This window comes from Asanoa sp. NPDC050611 (assembly GCF_040654855.1).
Lineage (GTDB): Bacteria > Actinomycetota > Actinomycetes > Mycobacteriales > Micromonosporaceae > Asanoa.
This window is the reverse complement of the sequence record NZ_JBFAIU010000180.1, coordinates 1-15,235: the sequence shown is the minus strand read 5'-3', so window position 1 is coordinate 15,235 and position 15,235 is coordinate 1. Positions and strand designations below refer to the sequence as shown.

The window sequence follows — 15,235 nt, the reverse complement described above, 5'->3', positions numbered from 1 at the left end:
GTCGAACTGCTGCCCATCGAGAACCCGGACCGGTTCCCGGCCCCGGCGTGGGTGCGCGACCTGGCCATCTACGAGCTGCCCGGTTGGCAGGCGGCGGATCGCATGGCCACGCTGGAGCGGGTCCGGTCCGCGATCGGGTCGCGGCGCGCCGAGTTCGCGGCGCTGATCACGCGCGACATGGGTTGCCCGCCGAAGATCGCCGATGCGGTGCAGGTCGGCACCCCGCTGGCGGTGCTGGACGGCCTGCTCGGCCTGGCGCCGCACGCCGACGAGCGGATCGGGAACTCCCTGGTCGTGCGGGAGCCGATCGGCGTGGTCGCCGCGATCACGCCCTGGAACTACCCGCTGCACCAGGTCATGGCCAAGGTCGGGCCGGCGTTGCTGGCCGGCTGCACGGTCGTGCTCAAGCCGAGCGAGCTGGCGCCGTCGGCCGCGCTGCTGCTGGCCGCCGTGTTCGCCGAGGCGGGGCTCCCGCCGGGCGTGCTCAACGTGGTGGTCGGCACCGGACCGGTGGTCGGTGCGGCGCTGGCCGCCCACCCGGGCGTCGACATGGTCTCCTTCACCGGCTCGACCGCGGCGGGCCGGCAGGTCTCCCGCGCCGCGGCCGACACCGTCAAGCGGGTCGCGCTCGAGCTCGGTGGCAAGTCGGCGAGCGTGGTGCTGCCCGACGCCGACCTGACGCGGGCGGTGAAGACCACGGTCAGCAACGCGTTCCTCAACTCCGGGCAGACCTGCACCGCGTGGACCCGGCTCGTGGTGCCGGCCGACCGGCACGACGAGGCCGCCGCGCTGGCCGGCGAGTTCGCCGCCGCGATGGCGCCGCGGCTTGGTCCGCTCGCGTCGGCGGCGCAGTGGGAACGCGTGCAGGGATACCTCTCCTCCGCCTCGTCGCCGGCGGTGACCGGCGGGCCGGGGCGGCTCGAGGGCCACGACCGCGGCTACTACTGCCGACCCACCGTGTTCGCGGGCGTCGACCGGGACGCGCGGATCGCCCAGGAGGAGATCTTCGGGCCGGTCCTCGCGGTCATCCCCTACTCGGGCGTCGACGACGCCGTCGCGGTCGCCAACGCCACGCCGTACGGCCTGGCCGGCGCGGTGTGGTCCGCGGACCCTTCGGCGGCGCTCGCCGTCGCCCGGCGCATGCGCACCGGCCAGGTCGACGTCAACGGTGCGCGGTTCAACCCGCTCGCGCCGTTCGGCGGTTACGGCCAGTCCGGCAACGGCCGGGAGCTGGGCCGCTACGGCGTGGACGAGTTCTTCGAGGTCAAGTCGATCCAGCTCTGAAGGGACCCCGCCCATGTCGATCGCCGACGCACCCCTCGACCGCCGGACCCTCGTCCGCGGCCTCGTCGCCGCCGGTGTCGCGGTCACCGCCGCCGACGTCGTCGCGGCCGGACCCGCAGCCGCGCAGGGGCGGCCGGCGGTGCCGAACCCGACCGTCACCGGACCGGTCCCGGCCCGCGTGCGACCCGGTGACCCCGCGCACGACTACCCCTACTTCGCCTCGCAGTTCGACCTGCGCGGCCACGGCTACGTCGAGGAGGAGTTCTTCCTCGCGGGGACGGCGAACACGTACACGGTCGCCAACGGCCAGCTCACCACGGCGTCGGTTGTGGACGGCGGGCACGAATACCGGACACGGATGGTGGTGCGGCGGCCGGTCGACCCGAAGCGGTTCAACGGCACGGTGTTCGTCGAGTGGTACAACGTGACGATGGGCTTCGACGTCGAGGCCGACTGGTTCCGATTCCACGAGCACATCATGCGGGCCGGCTACGCCTGGGTCGGCGTCTCCGCGCAGCGGGTCGGCGTCGACGCGCTCAAGGCGTGGAGCCCCACGCGGTACTCCTCGCTCGACCTGACGAACGACGCGTTCGGCTTCGACATCTACGCACAGGCGTTGCAGGCCATCCGCTCCCCACGCGGGGTCCGTCCACTGGGGAGCCTCCGGGCGTCGAAGGTGATCGCCGGTGGCGAGTCGCAGTCCGCGTCGAAGCTGACGCAGTACTACAACGCGATCCATCCCCTGCACGGGCTCGCGGACGGGTTCATCCTCAACGGCGCGCCCGAGCCGAACCTGGTCGTGCGCACCGACCTGCGTACGCCCGCGTTCAAGCTGACGACCGAGACCGACGTCGCGGTCATCGGCCACGCACAGAACCGCCAGCCCGACTCCCGCGTGCTGCGCACCTGGGAGGTGACCGGCACGTCGCACGCCGACTTCGACATGATCGGCGAGGACCTGTCGCCACACGCGCCGGGCATCAACCCCGTGCAGTTCCGGGACACCGGGACGTTCCAGGACTGGACGACCTGCGACAAGCCGACCCTCCCGCGTACGCCCTACAAATACGTCTACCACGCGGCGCTCGACCATCTGGACCGCTGGATGCGGCGCGGCACCCCGCCGCCGCACGGCAGGCCGCTGGAGGTCCTCTCCACCAGCGGCCCGCGCGGTGCGACGCTGGCCCGCGACAGCTTCGGCATCGCCAGGGGCGGCATCCGCCTGGCCGCGGTGGACGTGCCGATCGCGCTGAACGCGAGCCCGAACAGCCCGGGCTTCTTCTGCTCCATCTTCGGCAACTACGAACCGTTCAGCCCGGCCGTGCTCGCCACTCTGTACCAGTCGCACGGCGCGTACGTGTCCCGGGTGAACCGGGTCTGTGACGAGAACGTCCGCGACGGATATCTGCTCGCGGCCGACGCCCGCACGATCAGGAACGAGGCGGCACGGTCGGATATCGGCCGCTGACCTCCAGCCCGAGCCAGCTCGCCAGGGAGGCGATCTCACCGTCGACGGCGGCGGTCACCTCCCTGGTGAACGGCTCGTCCTGGTGGACCGCGCCGACCCGCAATACGCCGGCCCTGCGGTCAGCGGTGGCGTCGAGCTTCCCGACCAGGCGGTCGCCGTGCAGGATCGGCAGCGCGTAGTAGCCCCAGCGACGCTGGCCGGCCGGCTTGTACATCTCCAGGCCGTACTCGAAACCGAAGATCTCCTGCAGTCGCCTGCGGTCGTGGATCAACCGGTCGAAGGGTGACAGCAGGGCGGTGCGGCCGGTGAACGGCCGGCCGTCGAGATGTGCCGGGTCGACGCGCCACGTCCCTTTGACGCCCTCGACGACGGCCGGCTCGCCCGCCGCACCGACGTCGTAGGGCTCGATCGGCACCTTCGTCGTCTTCGCCCGGGCGATGCCGAGCGCGCGCAACCGGCGCTGGTCACGGCGGCGGGCGGCCTCGTCGATCGGCACCGGCGGCTCGTCGGGCCACACCCGCTCGGCCAGGTCCCACAGCCGGTCCCGACCCTGGCGGCCGGCCACCGCGACCTCGCCCCGGACCGACATGATGTCGAGCAGGCGGATCACGTTCTTGTCGTTGGTCCACCCCGTCGACGTCCACGGCACCGCGCACGTGTCGGGGATCGCGCGTGACGGCAGCGGGCCTTCGGCGGCCAGCCGCGCGAGGATGTCGCGGCGGCAGGCGTCGTTGGCCTCCACCCAGGCCCGGTGCCGCTTCTGCCACTCGGCCACCGGTGGACGGTCGCGGCCGGCCACCATCTCCGCCCGATAGAGGCCGACGTCCTCGGCGGGCCGGATCGTCGCCCACAGCTCGACCAACGACCGCTTTCCGAGCGCCGCCACCAGGTCGGCCGGCGCGTAGGCCGGACCGAGGCGGCTCCACGCGACCAGGTCGGCGGTGGGCGCGACCGCGGCCGTGGGGTCGATCTGCAGCAAAGTCAGGTGGCGTACGAGGTCGACCAGGCTCGTCGGTCTGTCCGTGGCCAGCAGCTGTGCGCGCACGGCGATCCGGCGCGCGTCCACGATGGACAGCTTGTGCATCAGCGGTTCTTCAGGAACTCCAGGGTCCGCCCGATGACGAGGGCGGTCGCGCCGGCGTCGTAGGCGGGCAGGCTCGAGTCGGTGAACAGGTGGCCGTCGCCCGGGTAGAGGTAGAGCTCGCCGTCGGTGGCCGTCTCCACGATCGCGCGGGCCGCGTCGATGTCGCCGCCGTCCTCCATGAAGAACGGGTCCTCGTCCATGGCGTGGATGCGCACCGCGACGTCGGCCGGCCACGCGCCGCCGAACTCGGTCGTGTTGATGCTGGCGTGGTAGAGCAGGGCGCCGGCGGTGGGCCGCGTCTGCGCGAGCAACTGCGCGGGCATGCCGCCGAGCGAGAAGCCGCCGTGGACGATGCCGTCGGGAAGCGCGCCGGCGGCCTCGATGCCCATGCCGATCAGGGTGTCGAAGCCGACCTTCCGGGCGTACGCCATCCCGTCGTCGAGGCTGTCGAAGGTGTTGCCGTCATAGAGGTCGGGGGTGTGCACGGTGTGGCCGGCCGCCCGGATCTCGTCGGCGAAGGCGCGGATGCCCGGGGTCAGCCCCTGAGCGTGGTGGAACAGCACAAGCTCAGCCATGGTCCCTCACCCTAGACCGCCCGCCTCGCCGGCGCTGACCAGTCGCTCACCCAGGGCGAGGAGCGCGGCCGCGATCTCGGGCGAGGCGACGACCTGGAACGGGTACGGCTGGGCGGCCAGCTGTCGTGCGTACCAACGCGGATTGTCGGTCGTGGCGCGCAGTCGCGTGCGGTCGCCGTCGGCCGCCAGCCGGCCCAGGCTGCGCGGCAGCCGGCGCGCCACCTCGTCGACCGGGGCGTCGAAGACCACCTCGACGGAGTGGGTCCAGTGCTGCGAGAGGTGCTCCTCGAGGGTGCGCAGCGCGTCGAGCCCGGGCGGCGGGTCGAACGTCCCGTGCGTCGACTCGATCGCGGTGATCCGGTCGACCCGCAATGCCCTGACCGCTTCGCGGGTGCGCGACCAGGCGAGCAGGTACCACCGGCTGTGCCGCAGGACGACCGCCCAGGGGTCGACGTCCATGGCCCGGTCCTGGTAGCCGAGGCGCACGGTCCTCGCCGCCGCGCAGGCCGCGATCAGCTGCGCGACCACGTCGTGCGTCACCGGAGCGGCCGTGCCCTTGCGTTCGCGCAGCGTGCGGATGGGTTCGGCGACCTTGCGCGGCAGCACCCGCAGGATCTTCGCGAGCGCGCCGCCGACGAGGTCGGCCGGGTCCGCGGCGCCCGGGTGCCCTTCGAGGACGGCCATCACGAGCCCGGCCGCCTCGGCGGCGGTCAGTGTGAGCGGCGGAAGACGCAGGCCGCGGCCGACCTGGTAACCGCCGTGCGGCCCGGTGGCCGACTCGATCGGAATGTCGGCCTCGCGCAGGATCGCGACGTAGCGGCGGGCGGCGCGCCCGCTGACGCCCAACCGCTCCCCCAGCCGCTCGGCCGTGATGCCGGGGCTGTTCTGGATCGCCTCGAGGGCGTTCAGCGCGCGGGCGGTCGGGCTTCGCATCCCGGAAGTATGTCGTCCGGGATCAGGGTTATGGTCCCCCGCATGTCTGTGCTGCAAGGGCCACCCCCGGCTGGCAACGAACTCGACACCCTGCTCGGCGCGCTGGAGCGGGGCCGCCGCTACATCGCGTGGAAATGCGGCGGCCTGGACGCCGCCGGGTTGCGGGCGACCCTCGGCCCCTCCACCATCACGCTCGGCGGGCTCCTCAAGCACCTGGCCGTGGTGGAGGAGCACACGTTCGCGGTGAAGGTGTTCGGCCGCCCGATGAGCGAGCCGTTCGCGAGCGTGGACTGGGACGCGGACCCGGACTGGGAGTGGCACTCGGCCGCGGCCGACTCGCCTTCGTCGCTGATGTCGCTGTGGGAGGGGGCTCTCTCCCGTTCCCGGGCGTTGGTTTCGGAGGCCCTGGCTCTTGGCGGGCTCGACTACCTGGGCGTCGCCGCCTGGCCGGACGGCACCCGGGCCAGCCTGCGTCGACACCTGATCGACATGGTCGAGGAGTACGCGCGCCACGTCGGCCACGCGGACCTCATCCGGGAGTCGATCGACGGCCTGGTGGGTGAAGATCCCGGACCGGCTTGACGGGCGCCTCGGTAAGTCGTAGCTTTCGGTTCGTGGCCACTTACCAAGACGGCTGGGAAGCTCTCGGCGACCCGAGCCGGTTCGCCATCGTGGCGGCGCTGGCCGAACGCCCACGCGCCGTCGGCGAGCTGGCCGCGGACCTGCCGATCAGCCGCCCGGCCGTGTCCCAACACCTGAAGGTCCTGAAGTCCGCGGGCCTGGTCACGGACCGGGCGATCGGCACGCGCCGCGTCTACCGCCTGAACCCGGCGGGCGTGGCCGCGTTGCGGGACCAGCTGGACACGTTCTGGGCGCGCGCACTGGACGGCTACCAGGAGCTCACCGAGGAGGAACCATCATGACGCAAGCAGCGGACGTCGTGGTCCGTCGCCAAGTCGTCGTAGCGGCACCGGTCACCCGGGCCTTCGAGATCTTCACGGCCCGCTTCGGCGACTTCAAGCCGAAGGAACACAACCTGATGCGCTCGCCCATTACGGAGACGGTCTTCGAGCCACGCGTGGGCGGCCACATCTACGACCGCGCCGAGGACGGCACGGAGTGCCGGTGGGCACGGATCCTGGCGTACGAGCCACCGACGCGGGTGGTCTTCAGCTGGGACATCAGCCCGACGTGGCAGGTGGAGACGAACCTGTCGAACACGAGCGAGGTCGAGGTCCGCTTCGTCGCCGACGGCCCGGACCGCACGCGGGTGGAACTGGAACACCGCAACCTGGACCGCCACGGCCCAGGTTGGGAATCGGTCCGCGACGGCGTCGCCGACGACGCGGGGTGGCCGCTCTACCTGGACCGCTACGCGGCCCTGTTCAGCTAGCCGTCCGAATCGTAGGCCGCGCACCGTGGATGCGGAGCGCGGCCTGCGCCATGGCGGACCTGTGATGGGATTCGCCGGCGTTGGAGCAGCTGTGGGAGGCGCACGACCCCCGCCACGCATTGCACGGGGGTTCGGCTTCAGCGACGAGGAGTCAGCCAGCCGCTGAGTTGCCGCGCCCGGAGCCGGACCAACGGGTCGTCGGCGAAGACCTGTGGCGGGCCAGGAGCACTCGCCTGCGATGATGCTCCGCTATGGAGCTGTACGGGCCATTTCGCCGCGAGGCGGTTGAGCGGGGCATTCCGGCGGATCAGGTTGACAGGTTCGCGGAGCAGCTGCGATTCGCGATTTGGGTTGGTGGCGGTGATCGCGGCGAGGATGTCGTCGGGCAGAGCGGCGGGCTGCCCCGGCTACCTGCCGGCACGGAGTGGCCGTCCGAGCGCGGGATTCCGTTGCCGTTCGTCGCATCCCTCGACTGCGCGGCCCTTCCGACGGTCGAGAAGCTTCCCCTGCCGGTGGACGGCTCGCTGCTCTTCTTCCTGGATCCCGAGAACGCCTTCGACGCGTTCAGTCGCGGCTACGACGCGTACGCGCGGGTCCTGTACGTTCCCGCAGGCACCGCGACAGCCGTCCGGCAGCCGCCGTCCGACGATGAGGTCCCGCGCACGCACCCCGAGTACAGGCTTTATGCCGAGGTCGTGCCGGAGCTGCCGCCCGGACTCGAGCCCGACGACGAGGAGGACATGGACGACCGCCTCATGTTCGCGTCGGACACCGTGCGGCAGCTGGTCAGTGAGCTGACGCACATCGATGAACTCGTCGCACTGGTCCAGGATCTCTGGCCGGCGGAGACGGGCCTGTCATCCCTACGCCTCGGTGGATACACAAAGAGAATCGGCGGCTCGTACTCTCCGGAGGAGCAGATGGCGCGTGCGAGCCTCCGGGCCCGGCTGGAGACCGAACCCGACCTTCCGCGGTCCGAGCGGATCGGCTGGCGGCGCGAAGAGGAATCCCGACTGGTCCAGGAATGGGTGCCGCTCGCCCAGTTCCCCACCGAACACTTTTGTCACTTCGGACGTTTCTTGATCAGATTCGACGACCTGGCCGCCGGGCGCTTCGACAAGATGCGCTCGTTCCCCGCGTTCACCGAGTAGGGCCGAGGAGCGCTACCTCCCTTACCGACTTCGATGCGGTCCGATACCCGACCAACGATCGGCGCCAGGTCCCGGTGCTCGCCAACCCGTGGCCCGGCGTCCCGGTCCGGGGACGAAACGCCGACCACCGCGCTGACGCCTGCTGCTGATCGGGTCGAGCTTGACCCCGCGTCACTGGTACAGAACCGTCATGGAGATGAGAAAGAGGCCGGCCCCACTTGTGGGAACCGGCCTCTGACCTGCGGAAACGATGGTGGGCGATACTGGGATCGAACCAGTGACCTCTTCGGTGTGAACGAAGCGCTCTCCCGCTGAGCTAATCGCCCTCAGCGCGCACGACAATACCTGATCCCGACACTGCCGTGCACACCGGCCTCACCAGCCGAAGACGTTTCGGGTCTCCGTGATCAGGTCGATGTCGAAGCTGAACTTGACCGACGCCCAGACCACGAGCGCCACGAAGACCAGGCCGACGGCGCCGATTACTGAGCGTAGTGGCCAGGGTTGGCGGCCGATCCAGGACGTCCAGGCTCGGACGTTGCGGCGGGTGAAGTTGAGGAGCTTTTTGGCCCACGTGAACTCCACCGCCCAGATGGCCAGGCCACCGATCACGATGAACCAGCCCGGGCCGGGTAGCGGTATGAGCAGAATACCCAGAGCGACCACCGCCAGCCCGGCAATCGCTACGGATATGCGGAGGATCATCCGTCCGGTCGGATTTGCCCGGATCAGGTCCAACGTCTCCCCGACACGACCACGGTGGGCGGTGGCAGGTATAGGAACGCCCGTTCGGGCATCCTGTTCCGAATTTTCGGGCGGGCTACCCCGATCGAGCGTCACCCCGTGCCTCCGCTCTTCGTCCTCCCCGGACGCCGTCGCGAGCTCCGTACCAGTGCCCATTTGCTCCATTGAGGATGGTTTCATCGGCCAATCCACTCCGGCTCCGCCCCGCCCCGTCACTCAACGGGACCGCTCGACGTTACCGAACTGAGTCGACGTCTGAGCTACCCGACGCCGGACGGTGCGCAGTACCACAGCAAGTCGGGCATTATACGCATTTTGCCGGGCTTGTACCGCACTTACGCACCGCCTTCCCACTACTGGGTGAGATCAGCGATTGACGGAGCGTAAGTAGAAGTATCACCTGAGTATGGGAAACGCGGGGCAAGCGCGTCCCGCAGCGGTGCCGGGGGGAGAACGTACATGAGTGTCATCCGACCGACGACCGTTGAGGTCGAAACCTCACTGCGGCTCGTCGCACCAGACGCCACCGCTCTGCCGGTGCGCGCCAGCCTGCGCTACGACCCAGCCGACCCGTACGCGGTCCACGTCCTGTTCCACGCCGATTCGGCCGGCGGCGAGGCGGTGAGCTGGTCGTTCGCCCGTGAGCTGCTCGTCACGGGCCTCGACGAGCCCGCCGGCATCGGCGACGTCCGGGTGTGGCCCTGGGCCACGCCGCGGGGCGACTTCGTCGCGCTGGCGCTGTCGTCACCCGACGGGAACGCCCTTTTCGAGGTACCGCGCAGCGTGCTCGTGCGGTTCCTGCGGCGAACCTACGTCGTCGTACCGCGCGGTCGCGAAACCGACCACCTGGACGTCGACGCGGCGGTCAACCGGTTGCTGGCCGGTAGATAGCAAACGAAAGAGGGCGCCGCGCGGATCTGCCGACTCCGCGCGGCGCCTTCTTTTCACGCGGTACGCGCGACCTCCGCCAACCGCGGCACCACGACCTCGCGCCAGCCCGGCCCCATCTTCGCGAACGCCTCCCGGTCGCGCGGCTTGTCGAAGTCGAACCCGCTGTGCTCGAGCAGCAGCCGCGTCCCGTTACCCTCCGCGACCAGCCGCCAGGTCAACGTCCACGACTCGTTGAACGTATAGACGAACTTCTCCTCGGGGACGACCTCGACGACTTCGCAAGGTATCGCCCCGTACACCGGCATCTGTAGATGGAAGCGGTGCCCCACGACGGCGGCGATGTCTCCCGGCGCCCACCAGCGCGCGTGCAGCTCGGGGTCGGTCAGCGTGCGCCAGACCCGACTGGGCGACGCGGCGACGAACTGGTCGACGGTGATCGTGTCGGTGCTCGGTGCGGTCATGATCGCTCCTCCTCCTCTTCGGCGACGGCCGCGAACGCGCGCAGCCGCTCGCGCCAGAGCCGTTCGAACGGATGCAGCCACTCGCCGACCTGGGCGAGCGGCTCGGCGTTGAGGTGGTAGTGCCGCTGCCGCCCTTGCGGAACGTCGCGCACGAGCGCGACTCGGCGCAGCACCTGCAGGTGCTCGGCGATCGCGGGCCGGCTCAGCTCGAACTGATTCGCGAGATCGCCGGCGGTACGCGGCCCGTCGGCGAGCAACCGCAACAGCCTGCGCCGCACCGGATTGGCGAGCGCCAGAAACACATCGTCCTCAGCCACGTCTGGAAAAATACGTCGGAGACTCCCGACATGTCAACAATCTCCGACGCTTTATGTGATCTACTGCTGACGTGGGCGCTCTCAAGCCGTGGCACCTGGCCGTGCTGTCGATCTGCTGCCTGGGCACGACGGCGGTCGTCGCCGGCGTGGCCCTGCTGTTCGCGCACCGCCGCCGCTGATGGAAGTGCGGTTCGCCTCGGAGCCCGCGCCGGGCCGCGAGAACGAGGACATCGCGTTCGCGATCGACGGCTTCGTCGGCGTCCTGGACGGCGTGACCGCGCACGCCGGCCTGGCCAGCGGCTGCGTCCACGGACCCGCGTGGTACGTCCGCCGGCTCGCGGGCCACCTGGTCCACCTCAACGCGCTGGCGGCGCCGTTGGCGGTGACGCTGTCCGATGCGATCGAGGCGCTCCGGGACGACCACGGCGGCGAGTGCGACCTGGCCCACCCCGGCACACCGGCGGCGACGGTGACGCTGCTCCGCCGCAACGACGATCACGCGGAGTACCTGGTGCTCTGCGACAGCCCACTGGTCATCGACCGCGGCGCGGGCGCCGAGGTCATCACGGACGACCGCTTCACGGAGGCGGTCGCCCCGCTGCGGGCGCACGCCTTGGCCGGCGACGTGCCGATCGGCAGCGAAGAACACGCGCGCCGCGTCATCGAGGCGCGGCTGGGCCAACATGAGCTGGTCAACCGACCGAGCGGCTACTGGATCGCCGCGTCGACCCCGGAAGCGGCGGCCCACGCGATCACGGGCAGCCTCCCGCTGGCTTCGTTGAGACGAGCAGCGCTACTAACCGACGGTGCGTCGTGCATCGTCGACCAGTTCGGCCTGCTGGACTGGTCGCAACTCCTGGACACCCTGACGACCGAAGGCCCACAGACGTTGATCGACCGCGTACGCGCGGCGGAGTCGGCGGACAGCAAGGGCGAATCCCAACCGCGCTACAAACGCCACGACGACGCGACGGCCGTCATCTGCCTGTTCGACGGTCAGACTCCCCGGTGACGCACCCGTAGAACGCCGGGCAGTGTGCGCGCGTGGACTCCACGGGCATAGACAACGCGACGGGCTTGGTGCTCTTCGTTGACACCCACATCATCGACGGGCCCGAGGCGGCCGACGTATCGCGTCGGCGTCTCGTCGGCCGAAGTCCTGGTCCTCAGCGAGACTCTCAGCTGCTGCCTGGATTTGGCGCCGAACGCGACGGGTACCGCGAGGAATTCGAGGCGGTGGGGCTCGGACGCCACCGCCACACCGCGGACTGGCTGGCACAAGGAGCCACGATCCGCGGTGTACGTCGCGATCAACCAGAGGTGAGCCGCAGGTGCTTCCGGTGGAAGAACGGCCGAGCAGTCGGCTGGGCCAACAGGATCGACGCCGCGGCCAGGACGATGAGCTGCACCGCGCCGGCCGCGACCAGGAAGATCGGGTACCAGTCCGGCCGCGTGGCGTAGCTGTCGGGTCTGAGGACTGTCACCGTGACGGTGACGAGATTGAGCATCGCGCCGGCGGTCAACAACCAGACGATGACGCGCGCGGCGTTCCTGCCAGCGGCGCAGAAATAGCCGAGCGCCGCGACCAGCACGCCGGTGACGAGGGCGCCCGGCAGCAGGTCGAGCGCGCCACCGCCAGTGGTGGCCGTCGGATCGGCACGGAACAGCAGTTGCAGGAGCGCGGACAGGGCCGGCAGGCCGGCGAGCACGTACAGCAGCAAGCTGGCAGCGACCACCGGCCGCGGTCGCTCGCTCGGGGGTGTGTTCGTGGCCGACATGGCACTCCTGTCGATCATGTCCGGCATCCTGAACGCGCCGGACGTGGACCTTGCCGACCTGACGGACGGCGGTTACGGAAGAGGCCCAGCGGCGGGTCTCAAGGGCCGAGCCGGCGTCGAGTGCCTCTCGGCTTCTAGGATCGCGTCAGCTGGCTCAGCGCCGACGCGCCCCACCCGGTCGGGTCGTCGCCGGCCGGGACCATCGCCATCGCCTGCCACAGCACGAGGATGTTCAACCAGCCCGCCTCGGCCGGGGTCAGCGGGCGCACCGACTGGTACCCCTCAAGGAACCCCGCGCGGACCTCCGCCGGCACCGGCCCCCAGTTGTGATAGCGGGTGCCGAGCAGGACCGCCGCGCGAGCGAGCTCGACCAGGCGGTGGTCGTACCGGGTCTCCTCGAAGTCGAGGATCGCAACCACCTCGCCCCCGGCACACAGGATGTTGGCCGAGCGGAAATCGAGATGGACCAGCTGACCGGCAAGCCGGTCGGGTGGCGCGCCGGCGACCAACCCCCGCAGCGCGTCGCGCGCGGCCACCGGCAGATGGTCGGCGCGCGTGTCGAGCCAGTCGGTGACCCGGGCCGCCAACGGCGTGGTCGTGCCGGCCAGCGCGGGAATCCGACCAGGGTACGCGGCCAACGCGTCCTGCAACCGGGCGAGCACGGCTCCGGCCGCCCGCACCTGGTCGAGATCGGCGACGTCCAGCAGATCGCCCTCGATCTCGCGCTGCACGCCCATCGACACACCGCCGACTTCGACTTGCAGACGGCCGTCCCGCGCGGGAACCGGCGCCGAGACCGGCAGCCCCCGGTCGTCCAGCCAGCTCGTCAGACGTGCCGTCTCCGCCAGACGCGGGAAACGCCCGGGCACCACCGACCACTTCGCGAGCAGCCGACCGGACGGCGTGCCGACCCAGGCCAGCGCGTTGCCCCCGCTCATCACGATCCGCTCACAGGAGTCGACGCGAACGCCCCAGTGCTCGGCCAGCATCACGGCGACCCAGCGACCCGCCGACTCCCGATCGCCGAAGCCGAACCGCTCTTCCAGCGCGGAGCGAGGGTCATGCGCCTCCCACAACATCTCCAACACCGGCGCGTCCCGCGGATTCCGCGTAGGGAAGCGGGCCTGGAAGGCGAGCCGGGAGTCGGCGTCCGCGGCCAGGCCGTCGAGGATGTCGTCCAGCGTCATGAACGCCTCCCATGGCTCCTGGCCGGTGGCGCGGACCAGGCGGTCGACGACCTTCTGCTCCAGGTCCGCCACCCGCTTCCCCTTCCAGATCCTGTCCGCCACGCTGACCAGCAGGTCCTCGAGCTCGATCTCCGGGAGAACCCACGACGCGTGGGTGCGGGCGAAGCGCGCCAGCGCCGGGTCGACCCCGTGCCGGAGCAGCAGCGCGTAACCCGCCGGCTCGTGGGCCGAGCCCGGACCCGACAACTCCTCCGGGTGCAGCGTCTTGCCGATGTCGTGCGTGGCCGCTCCATACAGGACCGCCGCGCGATCGAACGCCAGCAGCGGGGACAACGCCGAAGTCAACCGCCACGCCACATCGTGTACGGCCCGCAGGTGCGCCGCGAGACGCGGCGGGGCGTCCAGGGACACGAGCAGCTCGCTCACGTCGTCCGGCAGCGGGCGAAGGTCACCCGGGTCGGTAAGGGCGAGGCGCAAGGACGTCATCGGTGTACGAGGCGCATCACGCCGGCCTTGCCTCGGCAGCCGCGGAACGTGTCGAGGTCGCCCTGCCACGGCTGTTGCGAGACCCAGGTGCCCGCCACGCCGAAGACGCCGTAGGCCCGGCGGTACTCGTGGGCGAGCATCAGGACCCAGGCGAACATGTTCGCGACCCCGACCCAGCCAGGTGTACGCGGGAACGCCGGGCTCAGCACCGACCTGTCCGCGGCTTCGCGCAGCGCCGCGAGGGTGGCGCGACCGACCGCGCGGCGGCGGCCGTCGACGGTGGCCCAGTGTTCGAAGTACGCCTGCGCGGCCAGGACACCGTTGTGCGCACCCTCGGGAACGGCGGTCGCCGACTCGCGGGCGAAGGCGTGCATCTCCTCCAACGACCCGCCCCATTTCGGCGCGAGCTGCTGGAGCAGTTGGTCCTGGGCCGGGAGGTGGTGCGGGTCGACGGCGGCCACCGCGGCGTAGCGGCTGCGGGCCTCGTCCAGCCCCAGCTCCAGGCCGCGGGCGGTGGTCAGGCGGCACGTGAGGACCGCCGGATCTGTCGGGTCGATCGCGATGGTGGCCTCGAGCAGCTTCTCCGCCTCCCGCAGCACGGCGTGGAACGACGCGAACCGCTCGGCCGACACCTCGCTGGCGCGCTTGCTCGTCCGGATGGCCCACGCGTCGCCGATGATGCGCGTGGCGAGCATCGCCGCCGCCGCGGTGTCGCCGGGGTCCGCGGCGTGCACCTCTTCGAGGAACGGACGGGAAACCAGAGGCGCGGCCCAGCCGATCAACCGGGTACGCGCGCCGCCGTGCTGACCCGCCAGGATCTCGCGGGCCTCCCGCCACCCACGGGCGGCGAGGGCCTGCTTCAGCGCGACCAGCTCACGCGATCCACCGGAGTCATCCAGAACGAGCGGTTCAGCCAAAGCCACGGCGCAGATCGTAATGATCAACCGGCCGTCGCGTTGTGCCCTAGGGCCTTGCCGTGGACGCGGGCCTGTTCCTCGGCTCGCAGGCGCAGTTCGACGGCCAGGTCCTTGAAGCGGTCCAGGTTCGGGTCGACGCCGACCAGGGTCAGCTCCGACTCCACCACCCGCAGGTCCAGGTGCCACACGTCCGCCAGGATGCGGCGCATCCACGGGGTCGCGTGGTCCCAGCCCGCCTTCGGGGTCGACGGGCCGTAGGCGCCGCCGCGGACCGTGACCAGGACCGCCGGCTTGTCGGCCAGCAGGGGTGGGGCGCCCGAACCCATCCGTGGGTCGGCCAGGACCGTGTCGACCCAGGTCTTGAAGTGTTGGGAGACCCCGTAGTTGTAGAGCGGCACCGCGAACAGCAGCGCGTCCGCCGCGACCAGCTCGTCGGTCAGCGTCGCGGCCAGCGCCGCCGCCGCGCGGTGGGCCGGGCTCCACTTGTCGGCGGTCAGGAACTTCGCCGTCGTCGCGTCCGACCAGGCCGTCGAGGGCAGCGGCGCCGTGCCGACGTGGCGTTGCAC

The 15,235-nt window shown here is 70.9% G+C and carries 18 protein-coding genes, 1 tRNA gene and 1 pseudogene; 8 read left to right on the top strand and 12 right to left on the bottom strand.

From position 1 onward, the window contains the following. Together AB0H87_RS25200 and AB0H87_RS25195 are read left to right on the top strand one after the other, a co-directional pair. A partial coding sequence (locus AB0H87_RS25200) for an aldehyde dehydrogenase family protein (protein ID WP_360150285.1) occupies positions 1–1,284 on the top strand: 1,284 nt, incomplete at its 5' end. A 13-nt stretch (positions 1,285–1,297) separates the two neighbouring features. After that, a complete protein-coding gene (locus AB0H87_RS25195; protein ID WP_360150282.1) occupies positions 1,298–2,752 on the top strand; it encodes an alpha/beta hydrolase domain-containing protein in 1,455 nt (484 codons plus the stop codon). On the opposite strand, the gene AB0H87_RS25190 is transcribed toward AB0H87_RS25195, so the two are convergent. Genes AB0H87_RS25190 through AB0H87_RS25180 form a run of 3 tightly spaced genes read right to left on the bottom strand, consistent with a single transcriptional unit; the run spans position 2,715 to position 5,344 of the window. Beyond that, positions 2,715–3,836 carry a crosslink repair DNA glycosylase YcaQ family protein gene (locus AB0H87_RS25190; RefSeq protein ID WP_360150279.1) on the bottom strand — a complete coding sequence of 374 codons (1,122 nt, stop codon included), beginning with the start codon at positions 3,834–3,836 and terminating at the stop codon, positions 2,715–2,717. The two genes, AB0H87_RS25195 and AB0H87_RS25190, sit on opposite strands and share 38 nt — an antisense overlap. Continuing rightward, positions 3,836–4,411 carry a dienelactone hydrolase family protein gene (locus tag AB0H87_RS25185; protein WP_360150276.1) on the bottom strand — a complete coding sequence of 192 codons (576 nt, stop codon included), beginning with the start codon at positions 4,409–4,411 and terminating at the stop codon, positions 3,836–3,838. Before AB0H87_RS25185 ends, AB0H87_RS25190 begins: the two co-directional genes overlap by 1 nt. A 6-nt stretch (positions 4,412–4,417) precedes the next feature. Continuing rightward, the gene (locus tag AB0H87_RS25180) at positions 4,418–5,344 is read right to left on the bottom strand and encodes a WYL domain-containing protein (RefSeq protein ID WP_360150273.1); all 927 of its coding nucleotides are present in this window, start codon (positions 5,342–5,344) and stop codon (positions 4,418–4,420) included. Between the two features lie 42 nt (positions 5,345–5,386). On the opposite strand from AB0H87_RS25180, the gene AB0H87_RS25175 reads away from it, so the two are divergent. The 4 genes from AB0H87_RS25175 to AB0H87_RS25160 all read left to right on the top strand — a co-directional run bounded on the left by AB0H87_RS25175 (position 5,387) and on the right by AB0H87_RS25160 (position 7,888). Next, positions 5,387–5,926, top strand: coding sequence for a DUF664 domain-containing protein (locus AB0H87_RS25175; RefSeq protein ID WP_360150270.1), 540 nt, complete (start codon positions 5,387–5,389; stop codon positions 5,924–5,926). A gap of 32 nt (positions 5,927–5,958) precedes the next feature. Next, positions 5,959–6,267 (top strand): metalloregulator ArsR/SmtB family transcription factor, encoded by a 309-nt coding sequence (locus tag AB0H87_RS25170; protein WP_360150267.1) that lies wholly within the window; start codon positions 5,959–5,961, stop codon positions 6,265–6,267. Then, entirely contained in the window at positions 6,264–6,737 is a 474-nt protein-coding gene (locus AB0H87_RS25165) for an SRPBCC family protein (RefSeq protein ID WP_360150264.1), read from the top strand. Before AB0H87_RS25170 ends, AB0H87_RS25165 begins: the two co-directional genes overlap by 4 nt. Positions 6,738–6,988: 251 nt before the next feature. Then, positions 6,989–7,888 (top strand): DUF1963 domain-containing protein, encoded by a 900-nt coding sequence (locus AB0H87_RS25160; RefSeq protein ID WP_360150261.1) that lies wholly within the window; start codon positions 6,989–6,991, stop codon positions 7,886–7,888. Between the two features lie 251 nt (positions 7,889–8,139). Here the strand turns inward: AB0H87_RS25160 and AB0H87_RS25155 are convergent. Both AB0H87_RS25155 and AB0H87_RS25150 read right to left on the bottom strand, forming a co-directional pair. Next, positions 8,140–8,214: transfer RNA gene (locus AB0H87_RS25155), tRNA-Val, on the bottom strand. A 49-nt stretch (positions 8,215–8,263) separates the two neighbouring features. Further along, positions 8,264–8,797: a TIGR02611 family protein gene (locus AB0H87_RS25150; RefSeq protein ID WP_360150291.1), complete on the bottom strand. Its 534-nt coding sequence runs from the start codon at positions 8,795–8,797 to the stop codon at positions 8,264–8,266. Positions 8,798–9,091: 294 nt separating this feature from the next. On the opposite strand from AB0H87_RS25150, the gene AB0H87_RS25145 reads away from it, so the two are divergent. Next, the gene (locus AB0H87_RS25145) at positions 9,092–9,523 is read left to right on the top strand and encodes an SsgA family sporulation/cell division regulator (RefSeq protein ID WP_089247988.1); all 432 of its coding nucleotides are present in this window, start codon (positions 9,092–9,094) and stop codon (positions 9,521–9,523) included. Between the two features lie 53 nt (positions 9,524–9,576). Here the strand turns inward: AB0H87_RS25145 and AB0H87_RS25140 are convergent, their stop codons facing one another. Both AB0H87_RS25140 and AB0H87_RS25135 read right to left on the bottom strand, forming a co-directional pair. Continuing rightward, entirely contained in the window at positions 9,577–9,984 is a 408-nt protein-coding gene (locus tag AB0H87_RS25140) for an SRPBCC domain-containing protein (RefSeq protein ID WP_360150257.1), read from the bottom strand. After that, complete coding sequence (locus tag AB0H87_RS25135; protein WP_360150254.1) at positions 9,981–10,301, bottom strand: metalloregulator ArsR/SmtB family transcription factor; 321 nt, start codon at positions 10,299–10,301, stop codon at positions 9,981–9,983. The genes AB0H87_RS25140 and AB0H87_RS25135 overlap by 4 nt, the downstream gene beginning before the upstream one ends. A 178-nt stretch (positions 10,302–10,479) precedes the next feature. Here AB0H87_RS25135 and AB0H87_RS25130 point away from each other — a divergent pair, with 178 nt between their 5' ends. Next, positions 10,480–11,313: a hypothetical protein gene (locus AB0H87_RS25130; RefSeq protein ID WP_360150251.1), complete on the top strand. Its 834-nt coding sequence runs from the start codon at positions 10,480–10,482 to the stop codon at positions 11,311–11,313. Positions 11,314–11,611: 298 nt separating this feature from the next. On the opposite strand, the gene AB0H87_RS25125 is transcribed toward AB0H87_RS25130, so the two are convergent. The 5 genes and pseudogenes from AB0H87_RS25125 to AB0H87_RS25105 all read right to left on the bottom strand — a co-directional run. Then, the gene (locus tag AB0H87_RS25125; RefSeq protein ID WP_360150248.1) at positions 11,612–12,106 is read right to left on the bottom strand and encodes a hypothetical protein; all 495 of its coding nucleotides are present in this window, start codon (positions 12,104–12,106) and stop codon (positions 11,612–11,614) included. Positions 12,107–12,213: 107 nt separating this feature from the next. Further along, positions 12,214–13,158 (bottom strand): phosphotransferase, encoded by a 945-nt coding sequence (locus AB0H87_RS25120; RefSeq protein ID WP_360150288.1) that lies wholly within the window; start codon positions 13,156–13,158, stop codon positions 12,214–12,216. Between the two features lie 207 nt (positions 13,159–13,365). Next, positions 13,366–13,752: pseudogene (locus tag AB0H87_RS25115) on the bottom strand (HD domain-containing protein); the annotation flags it as partial. Further along, entirely contained in the window at positions 13,749–14,675 is a 927-nt protein-coding gene (locus tag AB0H87_RS25110) for a hypothetical protein (protein ID WP_360150245.1), read from the bottom strand. The pseudogene AB0H87_RS25115 and the gene AB0H87_RS25110, both read right to left, overlap by 4 nt. Positions 14,676–14,692: 17 nt before the next feature. Next, the coding region (locus tag AB0H87_RS25105; protein WP_360150242.1) for an NAD(P)H-dependent oxidoreductase at positions 14,693–15,235 on the bottom strand (543 nt) is incomplete at its 5' end.

Excerpts from the sequence above, each read along its gene's own strand:
- AB0H87_RS25145 (WP_089247988.1), top strand. The coding sequence starts at position 9,092 with ATGAGTGTCATCCGACCGACGACCGTTGAGGTCGAAACCTCACTGCGG.
- AB0H87_RS25185 (WP_360150276.1), bottom strand. The coding sequence starts at position 4,411 with ATGGCTGAGCTTGTGCTGTTCCACCACGCTCAGGGGCTGACCCCGGGC.
- AB0H87_RS25175 (WP_360150270.1), top strand. The coding sequence starts at position 5,387 with ATGTCTGTGCTGCAAGGGCCACCCCCGGCTGGCAACGAACTCGACACC.
- AB0H87_RS25160 (WP_360150261.1), top strand. The coding sequence starts at position 6,989 with ATGGAGCTGTACGGGCCATTTCGCCGCGAGGCGGTTGAGCGGGGCATT.
- AB0H87_RS25165 (WP_360150264.1), top strand. The coding sequence starts at position 6,264 with ATGACGCAAGCAGCGGACGTCGTGGTCCGTCGCCAAGTCGTCGTAGCG.
- AB0H87_RS25190 (WP_360150279.1), bottom strand. The coding sequence starts at position 3,836 with ATGCACAAGCTGTCCATCGTGGACGCGCGCCGGATCGCCGTGCGCGCA.
- AB0H87_RS25130 (WP_360150251.1), top strand. The coding sequence starts at position 10,480 with ATGGAAGTGCGGTTCGCCTCGGAGCCCGCGCCGGGCCGCGAGAACGAG.
- AB0H87_RS25140 (WP_360150257.1), bottom strand. The coding sequence starts at position 9,984 with ATGACCGCACCGAGCACCGACACGATCACCGTCGACCAGTTCGTCGCC.
- AB0H87_RS25125 (WP_360150248.1), bottom strand. The coding sequence starts at position 12,106 with ATGCCGGACATGATCGACAGGAGTGCCATGTCGGCCACGAACACACCC.
- AB0H87_RS25195 (WP_360150282.1), top strand. The coding sequence starts at position 1,298 with ATGTCGATCGCCGACGCACCCCTCGACCGCCGGACCCTCGTCCGCGGC.
- AB0H87_RS25120 (WP_360150288.1), bottom strand. The coding sequence starts at position 13,158 with ATGTTGTGGGAGGCGCATGACCCTCGCTCCGCGCTGGAAGAGCGGTTC.
- AB0H87_RS25150 (WP_360150291.1), bottom strand. The coding sequence starts at position 8,797 with ATGGAGCAAATGGGCACTGGTACGGAGCTCGCGACGGCGTCCGGGGAG.
- AB0H87_RS25180 (WP_360150273.1), bottom strand. The coding sequence starts at position 5,344 with ATGCGAAGCCCGACCGCCCGCGCGCTGAACGCCCTCGAGGCGATCCAG.